Origin of the sequence: Pseudomonas sp. REST10 (assembly GCF_029542605.1) — a bacterium.
GTDB classification, from domain to species: domain Bacteria; phylum Pseudomonadota; class Gammaproteobacteria; order Pseudomonadales; family Pseudomonadaceae; genus Aquipseudomonas; species Aquipseudomonas khazarica.
In genome coordinates, this window is sequence record NZ_CP035677.1 from 4,001,109 (window position 1) to 4,013,823 (window position 12,715).

At 66.4% G+C, this 12,715-nt stretch carries 18 protein-coding genes; 7 read left to right on the forward strand and 11 right to left on the reverse strand.

What is annotated here, in order from left to right; translation table 11 throughout:
• The first annotated feature begins 15 nt into the window (after nucleotides 1-15).
• Nucleotides 16-903, forward strand: coding sequence for an FHA domain-containing protein (locus EWH21_RS18835; RefSeq protein WP_277699055.1), 888 nt, complete (start codon nucleotides 16-18; stop codon nucleotides 901-903).
• Nucleotides 904-921: 18 nt separating this feature from the next.
• Here the strand turns inward: EWH21_RS18835 and EWH21_RS18840 are convergent, their stop codons facing one another.
• From EWH21_RS18840 to EWH21_RS18850, 3 genes are all read right to left on the reverse strand, one after another.
• Nucleotides 922-1,251, reverse strand: coding sequence for a DUF2025 family protein (locus EWH21_RS18840; protein WP_152489303.1), 330 nt, complete (start codon nucleotides 1,249-1,251; stop codon nucleotides 922-924).
• Nucleotides 1,252-1,378: 127 nt separating this feature from the next.
• Nucleotides 1,379-1,798: an NUDIX domain-containing protein gene (locus EWH21_RS18845; RefSeq protein WP_037056140.1), complete on the reverse strand. Its 420-nt coding sequence runs from the start codon at nucleotides 1,796-1,798 to the stop codon at nucleotides 1,379-1,381.
• A 38-nt stretch (nucleotides 1,799-1,836) separates the two neighbouring features.
• Complete coding sequence (locus tag EWH21_RS18850; RefSeq protein WP_175252833.1) at nucleotides 1,837-2,538, reverse strand: YebC/PmpR family DNA-binding transcriptional regulator; 702 nt, start codon at nucleotides 2,536-2,538, stop codon at nucleotides 1,837-1,839.
• Nucleotides 2,539-2,755: 217 nt separating this feature from the next.
• Between EWH21_RS18850 and EWH21_RS18855 the strand changes: the two genes are divergently transcribed.
• The gene (locus tag EWH21_RS18855; RefSeq protein ID WP_277699056.1) at nucleotides 2,756-3,796 is read left to right on the forward strand and encodes a DUF1176 domain-containing protein; all 1,041 of its coding nucleotides are present in this window, start codon (nucleotides 2,756-2,758) and stop codon (nucleotides 3,794-3,796) included.
• Here the strand turns inward: EWH21_RS18855 and EWH21_RS18860 are convergent.
• Nucleotides 3,793-4,527, reverse strand: coding sequence for a sulfite exporter TauE/SafE family protein (locus EWH21_RS18860; protein WP_037056145.1), 735 nt, complete (start codon nucleotides 4,525-4,527; stop codon nucleotides 3,793-3,795). The two genes, EWH21_RS18855 and EWH21_RS18860, sit on opposite strands and share 4 nt — an antisense overlap.
• Before the next feature lie 185 nt (nucleotides 4,528-4,712).
• Between EWH21_RS18860 and EWH21_RS18865 the strand changes: the two genes are divergently transcribed.
• Nucleotides 4,713-5,606: an EamA family transporter gene (locus EWH21_RS18865; RefSeq protein WP_150605972.1), complete on the forward strand. Its 894-nt coding sequence runs from the start codon at nucleotides 4,713-4,715 to the stop codon at nucleotides 5,604-5,606.
• A 19-nt stretch (nucleotides 5,607-5,625) separates the two neighbouring features.
• Here the strand turns inward: EWH21_RS18865 and EWH21_RS18870 are convergent, their stop codons facing one another.
• From EWH21_RS18870 to EWH21_RS18885, 4 genes are all read right to left on the reverse strand, one after another.
• Nucleotides 5,626-6,159, reverse strand: coding sequence for a DUF1003 domain-containing protein (locus tag EWH21_RS18870; RefSeq protein WP_037056149.1), 534 nt, complete (start codon nucleotides 6,157-6,159; stop codon nucleotides 5,626-5,628).
• 119 nt (nucleotides 6,160-6,278) lie between these two features.
• Nucleotides 6,279-6,560, reverse strand: a complete 282-nt coding sequence (locus EWH21_RS18875) for a peptidylprolyl isomerase (protein ID WP_037056152.1) — start codon at nucleotides 6,558-6,560, stop codon at nucleotides 6,279-6,281.
• Between the two features lie 90 nt (nucleotides 6,561-6,650).
• The gene (locus EWH21_RS18880; RefSeq protein WP_037056153.1) at nucleotides 6,651-7,229 is read right to left on the reverse strand and encodes a hypothetical protein; all 579 of its coding nucleotides are present in this window, start codon (nucleotides 7,227-7,229) and stop codon (nucleotides 6,651-6,653) included.
• Between the two features lie 13 nt (nucleotides 7,230-7,242).
• Nucleotides 7,243-7,845 (reverse strand): hypothetical protein, encoded by a 603-nt coding sequence (locus EWH21_RS18885; protein WP_150605969.1) that lies wholly within the window; start codon nucleotides 7,843-7,845, stop codon nucleotides 7,243-7,245.
• 289 nt (nucleotides 7,846-8,134) lie between these two features.
• Between EWH21_RS18885 and EWH21_RS18890 the strand changes: the two genes are divergently transcribed.
• Nucleotides 8,135-8,584: a hypothetical protein gene (locus EWH21_RS18890; RefSeq protein ID WP_047585119.1), complete on the forward strand. Its 450-nt coding sequence runs from the start codon at nucleotides 8,135-8,137 to the stop codon at nucleotides 8,582-8,584.
• Nucleotides 8,585-8,594: 10 nt separating this feature from the next.
• Here the strand turns inward: EWH21_RS18890 and EWH21_RS18895 are convergent, their stop codons facing one another.
• A complete protein-coding gene (locus EWH21_RS18895) occupies nucleotides 8,595-9,647 on the reverse strand; it encodes a GGDEF domain-containing protein (protein ID WP_179554697.1) in 1,053 nt (350 codons plus the stop codon).
• 241 nt (nucleotides 9,648-9,888) lie between these two features.
• Here EWH21_RS18895 and EWH21_RS18900 point away from each other — a divergent pair, with 241 nt between their 5' ends.
• Nucleotides 9,889-10,695, forward strand: a complete 807-nt coding sequence (locus tag EWH21_RS18900; protein WP_277700632.1) for a CAP domain-containing protein — start codon at nucleotides 9,889-9,891, stop codon at nucleotides 10,693-10,695.
• Between the two features lie 9 nt (nucleotides 10,696-10,704).
• Here the strand turns inward: EWH21_RS18900 and EWH21_RS18905 are convergent, their stop codons facing one another.
• Nucleotides 10,705-11,292 (reverse strand): NAD(P)H-dependent oxidoreductase, encoded by a 588-nt coding sequence (locus tag EWH21_RS18905; RefSeq protein ID WP_047585125.1) that lies wholly within the window; start codon nucleotides 11,290-11,292, stop codon nucleotides 10,705-10,707.
• 151 nt (nucleotides 11,293-11,443) lie between these two features.
• Between EWH21_RS18905 and EWH21_RS18910 the strand changes: the two genes are divergently transcribed.
• Nucleotides 11,444-11,752, forward strand: coding sequence for a putative quinol monooxygenase (locus EWH21_RS18910; RefSeq protein WP_037056165.1), 309 nt, complete (start codon nucleotides 11,444-11,446; stop codon nucleotides 11,750-11,752).
• On the opposite strand, the gene EWH21_RS18915 is transcribed toward EWH21_RS18910, so the two are convergent.
• Nucleotides 11,739-12,158, reverse strand: coding sequence for a helix-turn-helix domain-containing protein (locus EWH21_RS18915; RefSeq protein WP_037056167.1), 420 nt, complete (start codon nucleotides 12,156-12,158; stop codon nucleotides 11,739-11,741). The genes EWH21_RS18910 and EWH21_RS18915 overlap by 14 nt on opposite strands.
• Before the next feature lie 73 nt (nucleotides 12,159-12,231).
• Here EWH21_RS18915 and EWH21_RS18920 point away from each other — a divergent pair, with 73 nt between their 5' ends.
• Complete coding sequence (locus EWH21_RS18920) at nucleotides 12,232-12,711, forward strand: DUF2938 domain-containing protein (protein WP_277699057.1); 480 nt, start codon at nucleotides 12,232-12,234, stop codon at nucleotides 12,709-12,711.
• Nucleotides 12,712-12,715: the final 4 nt, after the last annotated feature.

Below are 12,715 nucleotides of genomic sequence, written 5' to 3' on the forward strand. Positions count from 1 at the left end.
ACCGAGGCATTGACGATGCTCAGACTGCAGTTCCTGGATAACCGCCAAGCGCCGGTCTGGTTGAGCGACGAGCGCCTGACCATCGGCCAGGACAGCCGCAACCAGCTGGTGCTGGGCGATGCGGGCATCACCAGCTTTCATGCCGAGATTCGCCAGCACCAGGGCTACTACTACCTGAGCGATGCCAGCCAGGGCGCCACCTGGGTCAACGAGCAGCGCATCGGCAGCCGTTTTCAGCTGCGTGACGGCGATCGCCTGCGCCTGGGCAGCGTGGAGCTGCAGCTGGTCGACCCCGCCAAGGCGAACGTCAGGACGGATGCTCCGGCGCCGCGCTGGTTTCTCCAGGTCATCCAGGGCGAGCACCAGGGGCGCAAGTTCCACATCCACGGCTCGATGACCTTCGGCCGTTCGAGCAAGTGCGAGTTGTGCTTCAGCGACCTGGAACTGTCACGCCGGCACTGCGAGTTCTTCCTCAAGGACGACGTGCTGGAGATCAAGGACCTGGCCTCGGCCAACGGTGTGCTGGTCAACCAGCAGAAGGTCAGGACCGCCATGCTGCAACCGGGGGACCAGCTGAAGATGGGCTCGGTGACGTTGCTGGTGATCGGCCCCAAGGTCGACGTCAGCGAGGAGCCCGACGAGGACGCCACCCAGTTCATGCGCGTCGCCGACCTGCCCAAGGCACTGGCGGGCAAGGGTGCTGGCACGGCCACGCAGGCCGCGCGTCGCCAGACGGGCGCGGCACCCGCAGCGGCCAATCCCCTGCGCGCCGCCGCCCAGGCAAAGGCCGTTGCCGAGGCCACGCCTGCTGCGCCCGGTAGCGTTCGGCTGTGGCTGGGCGGCACGCTGATCCTGGTGCTCGGCGTGGTCCTTGGCGCGCTGTCGATGCGTCTGCTCGGCTAGACCGCCAGGCGCGACGATTCAGGCCGAGGCCAGGCGCCGGCGTTCGGCATGGATTTCCGGCAGGTCGCTGCGGCGCAGATAGACCCGCAGCGGCTCGCTGAGATTGACCCGGTCATCGATGCGCTGCTCCTGCAGCCAGGCCAGGCGCTGGCGATCCAGGCGCATCAGCTCGCCCTCGGCTTCGTGCCAGACGTATTCGCAGGTGGGGGTGATGGTCTCGGCGGGAACATCGAGGCCGAAGCTGTCTTCGGAGAAACGCAGCAGGTACTGCCCGGTCTTGGCGTTGTAGCCGACGAAACCCTGCAACTGGTCGGCGGCCTGGCAGATCTGGGTGGACGTGATACTCATGGCAAACCTCGTTTCCTGTGGGGTTTGCAGGCAAGGCGAATGGTTCTGTTTATCGGCGCAGCCTAACCGCCGGGACTGATGCCCGCGTTGCCATGGATCAAGAAACTGCCGGGCGTCGAGGGTGGCCTTACCGGGTGTGCGGGTTGCCAGGCAGGCGTTGCAGGGCCGGCAGCACCTGTTCGCGCAGCAGCGGCGCGAGGTCGTCGGGCAGGGGCGCATCGAGGGCCAGCCAGCGCAGTTCTTCCAACTCGGCAGCCGGTTGCACGGGGTGGGGCAGGCTGGCGCGGTAGATGTCCGCCTGCAGCCAGGTGTCGGCTTCGTTGGCAGCCGCCGCCTGGAATTGGCCAAGCGCGTGCAGCGCATCGGCGTCCAGGCGCAGTTCCAGCTCCTCGAACAGCTCGCGGCCGAGTGCCGCCAGCGCGTCCTCACCGGCTTCGCGCTTGCCGCCGGGCAGCATGAAGAAGCGCGTGTTGCGCTTGCGTACCAGCAGCAGGTGGCCGCGTTCGTCGAACAGGCAGGCGGCGGCGATGTGCAGGGTGGTGGTCATGAGTCAGGCAGCGGGCGTCCGGGGACGCCCGCCAGGCATCAGCCGGCGAGGCCGACGTAGACGTTCTGCACGTCGTCGTGACCGTCGATGGCCTCGAGGAAGGCTTCGACTTCTTCCATCTGCTCCGGCGTCAGGCTGGTGACCGGGTTCTTCGGACGGTAGCCGAGCTTGGCCGAGTTGACGGTGAAACCTTGCTCCGGCAGCGCCTTGCACACCGCGTCGAGGTCGGTCGGGTCGGTGATGAACAGGGTCGCGCCCTCGTCATCGGGCACGAAGTCCTGGGCACCGGCTTCGATGGCGGCCAGCTCCGGGTCCGCGCCGTCGTCGCTGCTGGCCTCGATCAGGCCGACATGCTCGAAATCCCAGCTCACCGAACCGGAAGCGCCGAGCTGGCCCTTGCGGAACAGCACGCGGATCTCGGCGACGGTGCGGTTGACGTTGTCGGTCAGGCACTCGACGATCAGCGGCACCTGGTGCGGCGCGAAGCCTTCGTAGAGGGTGCGCTCGTAGTTGACCACCTCACCGGACAGGCCGGCGCCTTTCTTGATGGCGCGGTCCAGGGTGTCCTTGGGCATCGAGGCCTTCTTGGCCTGGTGGATGGCAAGGCGCAGCTTGGGGTTCATGTCCGGGTCGGCGCCGTTGCGCGCAGCGATCATGATTTCCTTCACCAGCTTGCCGAAGATCTTGCCTCGGGCATTGGCGGCGGCTTCTTTGGGTTTGGCTTTCCACTGGGCGCCCATCTGGGGTCTCCTGGCCGATAGGTGAAAAGGCGTCGGCACGTAAGCGCGGCCTGACGATCGGATAGGCTGCGGATTCTAGTGCCTTGCGCGCCTCAGGGCACCTGCAATTTCGCCTGGCTGTCGTGCCGGCGTTCGCGTTGCGGCGCCGTGACGCTTGCCTGGGCCGGCATGGCGGCAGAACATGGCGGCCCCGCGCAATCGTCAGAAGGAGTTGCTCATGCCGCGTTGGAGTCCGTTCATGGCCTTGTGGGTCGCCGCCACGGCGCAGGCCGCGCCCGAACAGGTGCCGCTGTACCGTGAGATCAAGGATTGGGTGGTCGCCTGCGACAACCTGCGCGGCTGCGAGGCCATCAGCGCTGCCGACGGCTTCGACTACCGGCCCCTGAGCCTGAACCTGCAGCGCGCTGCGGGGCCCCGGGCACCGTTGCAGCTGTCCTTGCACTATGCCGAAGCGGGCGGTTACGCGCCGCTGCAACTCGATGGCCGGCCCCTGGCGAGTGCCGGGCGCCTGCGCCTGACGGAAGAGGACGACGGGGCCGCGTTGCTGGCCGAGGGCGCCGATGCCCAGGCCGTGCTGGCCGAGCTGCGCAACGCCAGTCAGTTGCGCATGGACGGGGAGCGCGAGTACGAGGCGGTGGTCTCGCTCAGCGGCCTTTCCGCCGTCCTGCTGCTGATGGATGCCGTGCAGGGGCGGGTGGATACCCAGGGTGCCCTGTACCGCCCGGGTTCGCGCCCGGACAGCGAGGTGCCAGCTGCGCCGCCGGCACCTGAGCTGCGCGCCCATCCCGGCGTCACGCCGCTGAGCGAGCACGAAAGCCAGGTCATCGCCGCTGCGGTGATGGCGCAAACCCGTGACCAGTGGGCCGAAGAGGACATGGGCGGCGAGCCCGAGGCCGAGGCTTACGCGCTCAACGAGCGCGAAGCCCTGGTGCTGATCCAGACCTGGTGCGCGGCCTACAACTGCGATTTCGCGGTGTACCGCGTCGACCGTCAGGCGCCGCATGCGCAGCGCGATCTGCAGCTCGACCCGCTGCCACTGGGGCATGACGGGCTGTCCGGGTGGGTCAGCTACGACAGCGACAGCGGCGAGCTGGCCTACCTGTACAAGGGTCGCGGCATTGCCGACTGCGGCGAGGCCGGCAGTTGGCGCTTCGATGGCGCGCGCTTTCAGCTGGCCTCGTTCAGCTATCTGGGACGCTGCGCCGGGCGCAATCCCGGCGAATGGCCCGTGCTGTGGCGAGTGGCCGAGCCCGACTAGAGGTAACGCCAGATCAGCTGCACGCCCGCCAGCAGGATGCCCAGCCGGGCGATGCGGTAGAACCACAGGTGGTTGATCCGCGATTGCAGCCACAGGCCGCTCCAGACCCCCAGCGGCACGATGGGCGCGAGCATCAGGCTCAGCAGCAGGTTGTCCCGGCTGAACTGGCCCAGCGCGGCGTAGGGGAACAGCTTCGCCGCGTTGGTCAGCAGGAAGAACAGGTTCACGGTGGCGACGAAACGCACCTTGTCCAGCTGCTGCGGCATCAGGTGCATCATCACCGGCGGGCCGCCGGCATGGGCGACGAAACTGGTGAAGCCGGCCAGCGTCGACAGCAGCGTGCCGCGACCCTTGTGCAGCGGTCGTGGGGCCGGGTGGCTGGCGATCAGGCCGAGGCCGACGAACAGGATGGCGATCACCCCGATCAGCAGGCCGATGGCGCGTTCGTCGAAGAAGCCGAAGGTCAGCGAACCGATGGCGATGCCCAGCGCCGCGCCGGGCAGCATGACCCTGAGGTTGGCCGTGTCCCACTTGCGCCAATAGGCCTTGAGGCCGACCACGTCCGCCAGGCAGAGGATCGGCAGCATGACGGCGACGGCCTGCTTCGGCGACGTCGCCAGGGCCAGCAGCGGCACGGCGAGACCGCCCAGGGCACCGCCGAAACCGCCCTTGGACAGCCCGGTGAGGAAGATCGCCGGCAGGGCGAACAGCAGGAAATCGTGCAGGGTCATGGCGGGCCACGGGCAGGAGACGAGGGCGCAGGTTAGCAGGCTGGCGAGCGGCTGGCTGCGTGGCCGGCGCGAGGTCGAGGACGGCGCGCCACGCACTGTGTGGTGTTTTTCGCTGCGTTCTGTGTCTGCCGGCCTGTCGCCTGCGCTGCTCTAATGGCCGCTCCCTTCATTCGAGGACTGTCTCCATGTCGCCCAAGGATCTGCTACTGGCGTTGCTGGTGATCGTCGTCTGGGGTCTGAATTTCGTGGTCATCAAGGTCGGCCTGCACGGCATGCCGCCGATGCTGATGGGGGCGCTGCGCTTCATGCTCGCCGCCTTTCCGGCGATCCTCTTCGTGCGGCGCCCGCAGGTGCCCCTGCGCTGGATGCTGGCCTACGGCATGACCATCTCGCTGGGCCAGTTCGCCTTTCTGTTCTACGCCATGTACGTCGGCATGCCGGCGGGCCTGGCGTCGCTGGTGCTGCAGTCGCAGGCCTTCTTCACCCTGTTCTTCGCCGCACTGTTTCTCGGTGAGCGCCTGCGTGGCAGCAACCTGTTCGGTTTGCTGGTGGCGGCCAGCGGCCTGGCACTGATCGGCCTGCAGGGCGGCCAGGCGATGACCCTGGCCGGCTTCGCCCTGACCATCGCGGCAGCGTCGATGTGGGCGCTGGGCAACGTCGTCACGCGCAGGCTGGGCAAGGTCAACCTGGTCGGCCTGGTGGTATGGGGCAGCCTGATACCGCCGCTGCCGTTCCTGGCCCTGTCGTTCTGGCTGGAAGGCCCCGAGTTGATCCTGCATTCGCTGCAGAGCATCAGCCTCGACTCGATCCTGGTGCTGGCCTACCTGGCCTTTGGCGCCACCATCCTCGGCTATGGCCTGTGGAGTCGCCTGCTGTCGCGCTACCCGGCCAGCCAGGTGGCACCGTTCTCGCTGCTGGTGCCGGTGGTGGGGATCAGCTCCTCGGCGCTGCTGCTGGGCGAGCGCCTGGGCAGCCTGCAGATGGTCGGCGCGTTGCTGGTCATGGCCGGGCTGCTGATCAACGTCTGGGGCGGGCGCCTGCTGGACAGCTGGCGCCAGCGCGCACCCGGCGCCGTCTGAACCGGCGCGCTGCCGTGGATCAGGCCTCCGGGCGCTTCTCTGGCAGGCGCTCGAGGATCTGATCCAGGCGTTGCTGGATGCGCTGGTCGATCTTCTCGTGCAGACGCATGATCTCCAGCTCGGCCCGCAGGTTCACCTCGAAATCCAGGCGCGCGGCCACGCGGTCCTTCGCCGCCTGGCGGTTCTGGCTCATCATGATGATCGGCGCCTGGATCGCGGCCAGGGTCGACAGCATCAGGTTGAGAAAGATGTAGGGGTACGGATCGAACGCCAGGCCGAAGTGCGCCAGCACATCGCTGTTGAGCAGCATCCAGCCGAGCATGGTCAGCGAGAAGCAGATGATGAAGGTCCAGGACCCGCCCACCGAGGCGACCCGGTCCGACAGGCGTTCGCCGAAGGTCGATTCGGCATCCGAGGCATCGGCCACGTCGCGGCTGATCGGGCGGCGCTGGCGAATGGTTTCCAGGACGTGGGTTTCTTCCGGCTCGAGCTCGTGCAGGGCTTTGCCGAGCAGGTGCTGGGCGAGTTGTTGCAGAGGGTGCGGGGTATTCATCGGGCGCAGCTCGCGTGAGGGGATGGCGAGATGCTGAACCGGATGCGCGCCGCTGTCACCGGGGACAGCGCGGAGAAGGGCGCGAAGGGCCGTGTCGACGGCCCTTCGCTGGCGGCAGGTCAGTCCTGGCGGCTGGTGACTTCCAGCAGGTGGTAGCCGAACTGGGTCTTCACCGGGCCCTGCACCACGCCGACCGGCGCGCTGAATACCACGGTGTCGAATTCCTTGACCATCTGGCCCGGGCCGAACGAGCCCAGGTCGCCGCCATTGCGGCCGGACGGGCAGCTGGAGTTGTCTCTGGCCAGTTGGGCAAAGTCGGCGCCACCTTCGATGGCGGTTTTCAGTTCGTTGCACTTGTCTTCGCTGGCAACCAGGATGTGGCGGGCAGTGGCGCGGGCCATGGGATACCTCCTATGAATTGAGCGGCAGAGCCTAGCGCAATCGACCCGACAAGCAAACGGTCGGCTTCACGCTTGGCTGCGCTAGGGCGATTACAACAGGTCCTTGTCGACGGCCTGTTGCAGGGTGCTCTGCGTCAACTGCCGGAGCAGGTTGTCGCTGCGGTCCTGGAAGGGCACGGCAAAGATCAGGAACAGGTGCATCCAGGTCGTCAGCGACTCCTGCTGCTGGGCGGTGCCGAGTTTCTCTCCATTGCCGTCGCGTACGGCCATGCTCATCGTCAGCGTGTTGTCGAAGGCGCCGGGAATCAGGAAGAAGGTCGCCCCGGTCAGTACGGCCAGCCCCATGTTGCCCGTCTCGTGGTTGTGCAGAGTGACGGTCAGGTACAGGTCGGACTCCTCCTGGGCGGTGGTCACGCGCGAAAAGCGACCGCTTTCGGAGAGCGTCTGCGAGATCACTTGTTCCAGCTTGGCGACGTCGGCCGTACTGACGCGCGGGTTGTCATTGACCTGGTATTCGCCGAAGACCTTGAGGTAGACGCTCGGTTTCTCCTGTTCGGGCGAGGCGAGCGGCCATTGGTCGACCGTCTGCAGCGAGTGATGGGAGTAAGTCATGCAACCCTGCAGGCTGGCCGAGGCGATCAGCAGGATCAGTGCAAAGAGTTTCTTCATGGGGAAATCCTTTTCAGTGGGTCAGTTGTCGGGTGCCGTCCTGCAGCAGCTGCTCGACCAGCTCGGTCAGCTGCTGTCCGCCAGACGGGAACATGTAGTCGTAGTCCCAGAGGCCGGTGTTCTTGTCCACCACCAGGTTCTTCTGCGACAGCGCCAGTTGCCGGCCCTGGTTGTCGAGGATCTGCAGCTCGGCTGCCAGGTCGTACTTGTCGACGTAGATCGGTCCGTTCACCCAGATCCAGATCGTCAGCGTCAGCAGTGCGCCGGGGACGTAACCCGGGTGTGGCGTGCGTTTGCCTTTCAGCGAGGAGAAGTCGAACTGCAGCTGGACGTCCTGTTCATTCAGCTTGGCGGGGAAGCTGATGACGCGCTTGAAGTACTCGCCCTTCTCGATGTGCTGGCTGATCTGGGCGGTCAGCTGGTTGCCGATGTTGCGACGGGTGTTTTCATCGATACGCGTGTCCGTGACCTTGACGTCCTTGATCATCGCGCTGCCCGGCAGGGAGTGTTCGATGATCTGGCTGGGAGGGTAGATCGGACCTGCCGGGGTGAACGACATGCAGCCGGTCAGGGTCATGCCGGCAAGGCCGGCCGCGAGAAAGCGTGCTTTGAACATCGATGAAGCATCCTTGGCGTATTGCTGAAAGGGCAGGTATCCGTCGGTGGTATCTGGATTTCCGCCTGAGCGCTGTCCCTCTGCCATCCTTCGGCGCGGCGGGATATTAGCGTCAAAATGCCATCATTGGAATGGCGAGCTGCAGTGTCTTTCCGCTTCGCCTGGCAACGGATTGCCTCGCGTCGGCAACGTGCTGCCGACGCGGGCCTGGAAGCCCTGTGAATACTGGCTTTCAGAGATGGCCCGTAATCTGCTTTATCAGAGGCTGAACGCTTTTCGCGGAGGCCCCATGACCAGTATCAACAACAGCATGCCTGCCATGCTCAGCTACTACGGTAGCCAGCTCAACAACCGTTCCAGCGCTGCCAGCGGCGACAGCGACACCTCGAGCAGCCAGGACCCGCTGGCCGATCTTCGCCGTTTCGCCAAGCAGGTGGTGGCGCGCAGCGAGGGTGGCTTGCTGCGCGCGATGCAGGGTGGCACGGCGCAGGCGGCCACTGGCCTGCAGGGCCTTGGCGAGAGCAAGGCGGCATCGTCTTCGGCGATCCAGTTGCCGGATGTCGAGGACCTCGACCGCGACGATGCGGCCAAGCTGCTGGAGCAGGTGCAGAAGATGGTGGATGGCGGCATGGACGGCAGTGTGCTGATCGCCGGCCGCAACGGCGAGCAGCAGACCGACTCGCTGGAAACCTACCGCCAGTGGCTGCAGGAGAAGGGCGGGCTGAGCGTCTACGCCTGATGCCGCTGGCTCAGCCGGGGACCGCGTCGATCGCGCTGGCCTCGTCTTCGTCCGCGATCACCTGATTGCGCCCGGCGCGCTTGGCGGCGTAGGTGCGCCTGTCGGCGGCCCGCATCAGTTCATCCAGCGACTGGCCGTCGCTGCCCAGGCTGGCCACGCCCGCGCTGAGCGTCATGGGCACGGCGCTGCCGGCCACCTCGAGCGGTTTGTCCGCCAGGCGCTGGCGCAGGCTTTCCGCGATCTCCCGTGCGCGCCCCGGCGGGGTGCCGGGCAGCAGCACGGCGAATTCCTCGCCACCCATCCGGCAGAACAGGTCATTGATGCGCAACCGCTGCGTCAGCACCGTGGCGAAGTGGGCCAGGGCGCGGTCGCCGACCTCGTGACCGAAACGGTCGTTGATCTGCTTGAAGTGATCGATATCGACGAACACCAGTGACAGCGCCGTGTCGTTGCGCAGGGCATGCGCGCGTTCGCGCTCGAACACTTCGCTCAGCTTCATGCGGTTCGCCAGGCCGGTCAGCGCGTCCGTGGTGGCTTGCTCGATCAGGCGCTTCTCGTTGAGCACCCGGCTGCGTTCGTAGATATGGGCGAAGATCATCACCGCCAGGCTGGCCAGGCCGAGGTTGGCGAGTATCACGGCGTTGACCAGTTGCTGCTCCGCCGGCAGGCGCTGGTTGAAGGTGAACAGGCCGATGCCGACGAACAGGATCGAGCCGTACAGGCCCAGGCGCAGCCCGAGTAGCATGTAGCAGATGATCGGGATGGTCTGAATCCAGGCGAACACGGCGAAGGTGGTATGTGGGCGCGACAGCGCCACGATCATGATGCTGAAGAACGGCAACAGGTAAATCGTGGTCAATAGCTGCAGATTGCGCGTTCGATCGATGATCATCAGCATGTACAGCGACACGCCGGCGTAGCCGATCTCGAGCGTGGCCAGCAGCCAGTTGTCGCGCAGCAGGTTGACCACGAAGAAGAACAGGCCGCCGACCAGAGTGATCCAGAGCAGGGCTTTGAGGACCAGGCGTCGATGTTGTTCGTTCTTGGCGAAGTGATCGGGCATTGGCTGTTCTCTGGCAGGATCGGGCAATCGTCTGGGCGGTTCGAGATGACACCTGGGGCTTATGCAGGAACCCTGCCGTCTGCGCGGCAAACCCGCAATCACTGAGGGTTTCGCGCAGGTCGGCGCTGATCATGATGCTGTGCTGGAGATGGCGACAGAATCACGACGTTAGTGGAGAGAGAGCGGTATGACAACGGCAGGCAAGAGGTGGGGACGCGGATCAGGGCTGCTGGCGCTGCTGATGGTGGCCGCCGTCACCTCGGTACAGGCGAGTGAAGATGTGGCATTGATCGACGCGATCAACGCCTATCGGGGCGAAATACAGCGCTGCGGCGTGCAGGCCTCGGAGCCATTGCCACCGCTGGCGGACGACCCGCGCCTGGTGCTGCCGGCCAATGGCACGGCGGACCTGCAGGACGCGCTCGGCGCCGCCGGCTATCCGCTGGTCAACGTCAAGGCCATCACGCTTTCCGGGCCGCGTGATGCGCGCTCGGCCATGCAGGCGCTGAGCGAGAGTTTCTGTCGGGTGCTGCTCGACCCGCAGTTCATCGACGTCGGGGTCAGCCAGCAGGGGCGTGACTGGCGCATCGTTCTGGCGCGGCCATTGCTCAGCGGTCGCCTGCAACCCTGGCAGGCCGAGGGCGAGAAGTTGCTGATGGCGATCAACCGGGCGCGGGCCCAGGCGCGCCATTGTGGTGCCCAGGCCTTCGGCGCAGCCGATCCGCTGGCCTGGAATGCGCCGCTGGGCAGTGCGGCCGAAAGCCACAGCCGGGCCATGGCCAACGACAACTTCTTCGCCCACCAGGGGCGCGACGGACGCACTCCGGGTGATCGCGCCGAGCTGGCCGGCTATGGCGGGGGACGCGTTGGCGAGAACATCGCCGCGGCGCTGGATACGCCGGCCAGGGTCGTCGAGGGCTGGCTGGCCAGCCCCGGACATTGCGCCAACATCATGAACCCCGAGTACAGCGAACTGGGCGCCGCCTACGCCAGCGACCCGCAGAGCGATGCCGGCATCTACTGGACGGCGCTGTTCGGCGGGCAGTGAGCCGCCGCCTCAGTCGCGGGCGAACAGCGTGGCCAGGTGCTGTTCATAGCGCGCCACGTCACGCTCGATGTCCGGCACCTTCATCACGTCGTTGCAGATGAAGGTGGGCAGGGCGCTCATGCCAAGAAACTCGTTGGCCTTGTGGAACGGGAAGTACACCGCGTCCACGCCCTTGCCCTCGAAGAAGTCGCTGGGGTCTTCGAACGCCTGCACCGGCGCGTTCCAGGTCAGCGACAGCATGTACTGCTTGCCCTGAATCAGGCCGCCGCTGCCGTACTTCTGCGAGGCATCGGAGCGGGTGCGGCCGTCGTTGGCGTAGAGGCTGCCATGGCCGGCGGTGAACACCTCGTCGAGGTAGCGCTTCACCGTCCAGGGCGCGCCCATCCACCAGCCGGGCATCTGGTAGATGACCACATCGGCCCAGAGGATTTTCGCGACTTCCTCGTCGACGTCGTAGCCGCCGTCGATGAAGGTGGTCTTCACGTCGCAGCCGGCGCGATCGAGGAAGGCCAGCGCCGCGTCGTGCAGGGTGCTGTTGTACTGGCCGTGGGAATGGGCGAAGGCCTTGCCGCCGTTGAGCAGGAGGATCTTTTTCATCGGGTGTCTCCAGAAAATGTGGCGGCAGGTTAACCAGCCCCGCGCGTGCGAAACACCCAGGCACGCTCAAATGATTGTTGACTGAAAGTCATGAAATTGAGCATTTGGCATGCGCTAACCTGGGGTTTTCCTCACCTGCCCAGGAGCCCTCATGCACGCATTCATCCTTCACGCCCACACCCGGCCCGAGCAGGCCACAGCCTTCGAACGCCTGTTCCGTGCCTACGTCGAGCCCAGCCGTGCCGAGCCGGGCTGCATCGAGTACCACATGCTGCGCGACGCGCAGGACCCGACGCTGTTCATCTTCTACGAGGTTTGGGCGTCGCAGGCCGCCCTGGACGCGCACATGGCGCTGCCGCACATGCAGGCGTTCCATGCACGGCGCATGGACTACCTGCGTCGCGATCTCGAGGTTCGCCGGGTCGAGGTGCTCCTGCCCGCCGCGCTCATCGCGCAGTAGCCCGGCTTCTGCTGGCCTGCCGGCTGGCCAGGGTCATCAGGCGCTGGAAGGTGGGGCAGGCCAGGTGGTTCTCGGCCGGGCATGCCGCCGCATGGCGCAGGCCGTCGCGAATGGCGCTGAGGCGGCGGATGGTCTGGTCCAGCTGCTCGGCCTTGCGTTCCAGGCGCTCGCGGTCGATGGCCGGTCCCCCTTCGCTGGCGAGCATCCCGGCGATGTCTTCCAGCGAGAAGCCGGCGGTACGCCCCAGCGCGATCAGCGACAGGCGTTGCAGCACCGACTCGGCGAACACCCGCCTCAGGCCGTTGCGGCCAATCGAGCGGATCAGCCCCTTTTCTTCGTAGTAGCGCAGGGTCGAGGCCGGCAGCCCCGACCAGCGGGCGACGGTGCCGATATCCAGCTCTTTCATGCTTGACCTCAAGTCGACTTCAACTGGCAGCCTTCTATCACAGGCATTTCAGCAAGGTTGAATGGAGGTGGTCATGGTAGTCGAAATCATGGTGCTGGGCGTCGGTGCGACGCTGTCGATGGACCTGTGGGCGTTGCTGCGGCGGCGCTGGTTCGGCGTGACGTCGCTGGACTATGGCTGGGTCGGGCGCTGGCTGGGGCACATGCGCCACGGCCAGTTCCGCCACGCGGCGATCGCCAAGGCGCCGCCGTTGCGGGGCGAGCGTCTGCTCGGCTGGGGCTTCCATTACCTGACCGGGCTGGTGTTCGCCGCCGCTTTCCTGGCCTGGGGCGGTCAGGCCTGGCTGCAGCGTCCGGCGCTGCTGCCCGCGCTGCTCTTCGGCGTGGTCACGGTGGCCGCGCCGCTGCTGGTGATGCAGCCGGCCTTCGGCATGGGGATGGCCGCGAGGCGCACGCCCAAACCCTGGCTGGTGCGGCAGCGCGCGTTGCTGACGCACCTGGTGTTCGGCCTGGGCCTGTACCTGAGCGGGGCGGCGCTGGCCTGGCTGGGCTGACGCC

What these genes read in the sequence shown, in the direction of transcription:
- EWH21_RS18835 (WP_277699055.1), top strand. Translation starts at nt 16, where the DNA reads ATGCTCAGACTGCAGTTCCTGGATAACCGCCAAGCGCCGGTCTGGTTG.
- EWH21_RS18840 (WP_152489303.1), bottom strand. Translation starts at nt 1,251, where the DNA reads ATGAGTATCACGTCCACCCAGATCTGCCAGGCCGCCGACCAGTTGCAG.
- EWH21_RS18845 (WP_037056140.1), bottom strand. Translation starts at nt 1,798, where the DNA reads ATGACCACCACCCTGCACATCGCCGCCGCCTGCCTGTTCGACGAACGC.
- EWH21_RS18850 (WP_175252833.1), bottom strand. Translation starts at nt 2,538, where the DNA reads ATGGGCGCCCAGTGGAAAGCCAAACCCAAAGAAGCCGCCGCCAATGCC.
- EWH21_RS18855 (WP_277699056.1), top strand. Translation starts at nt 2,756, where the DNA reads ATGCCGCGTTGGAGTCCGTTCATGGCCTTGTGGGTCGCCGCCACGGCG.
- EWH21_RS18860 (WP_037056145.1), bottom strand. Translation starts at nt 4,527, where the DNA reads ATGACCCTGCACGATTTCCTGCTGTTCGCCCTGCCGGCGATCTTCCTC.
- EWH21_RS18865 (WP_150605972.1), top strand. Translation starts at nt 4,713, where the DNA reads ATGTCGCCCAAGGATCTGCTACTGGCGTTGCTGGTGATCGTCGTCTGG.
- EWH21_RS18870 (WP_037056149.1), bottom strand. Translation starts at nt 6,159, where the DNA reads ATGAATACCCCGCACCCTCTGCAACAACTCGCCCAGCACCTGCTCGGC.
- EWH21_RS18875 (WP_037056152.1), bottom strand. Translation starts at nt 6,560, where the DNA reads ATGGCCCGCGCCACTGCCCGCCACATCCTGGTTGCCAGCGAAGACAAG.
- EWH21_RS18880 (WP_037056153.1), bottom strand. Translation starts at nt 7,229, where the DNA reads ATGAAGAAACTCTTTGCACTGATCCTGCTGATCGCCTCGGCCAGCCTG.
- EWH21_RS18885 (WP_150605969.1), bottom strand. Translation starts at nt 7,845, where the DNA reads ATGTTCAAAGCACGCTTTCTCGCGGCCGGCCTTGCCGGCATGACCCTG.
- EWH21_RS18890 (WP_047585119.1), top strand. Translation starts at nt 8,135, where the DNA reads ATGACCAGTATCAACAACAGCATGCCTGCCATGCTCAGCTACTACGGT.
- EWH21_RS18895 (WP_179554697.1), bottom strand. Translation starts at nt 9,647, where the DNA reads ATGCCCGATCACTTCGCCAAGAACGAACAACATCGACGCCTGGTCCTC.
- EWH21_RS18900 (WP_277700632.1), top strand. Translation starts at nt 9,889, where the DNA reads ATGGTGGCCGCCGTCACCTCGGTACAGGCGAGTGAAGATGTGGCATTG.
- EWH21_RS18905 (WP_047585125.1), bottom strand. Translation starts at nt 11,292, where the DNA reads ATGAAAAAGATCCTCCTGCTCAACGGCGGCAAGGCCTTCGCCCATTCC.
- EWH21_RS18910 (WP_037056165.1), top strand. Translation starts at nt 11,444, where the DNA reads ATGCACGCATTCATCCTTCACGCCCACACCCGGCCCGAGCAGGCCACA.
- EWH21_RS18915 (WP_037056167.1), bottom strand. Translation starts at nt 12,158, where the DNA reads ATGAAAGAGCTGGATATCGGCACCGTCGCCCGCTGGTCGGGGCTGCCG.
- EWH21_RS18920 (WP_277699057.1), top strand. Translation starts at nt 12,232, where the DNA reads ATGGTAGTCGAAATCATGGTGCTGGGCGTCGGTGCGACGCTGTCGATG.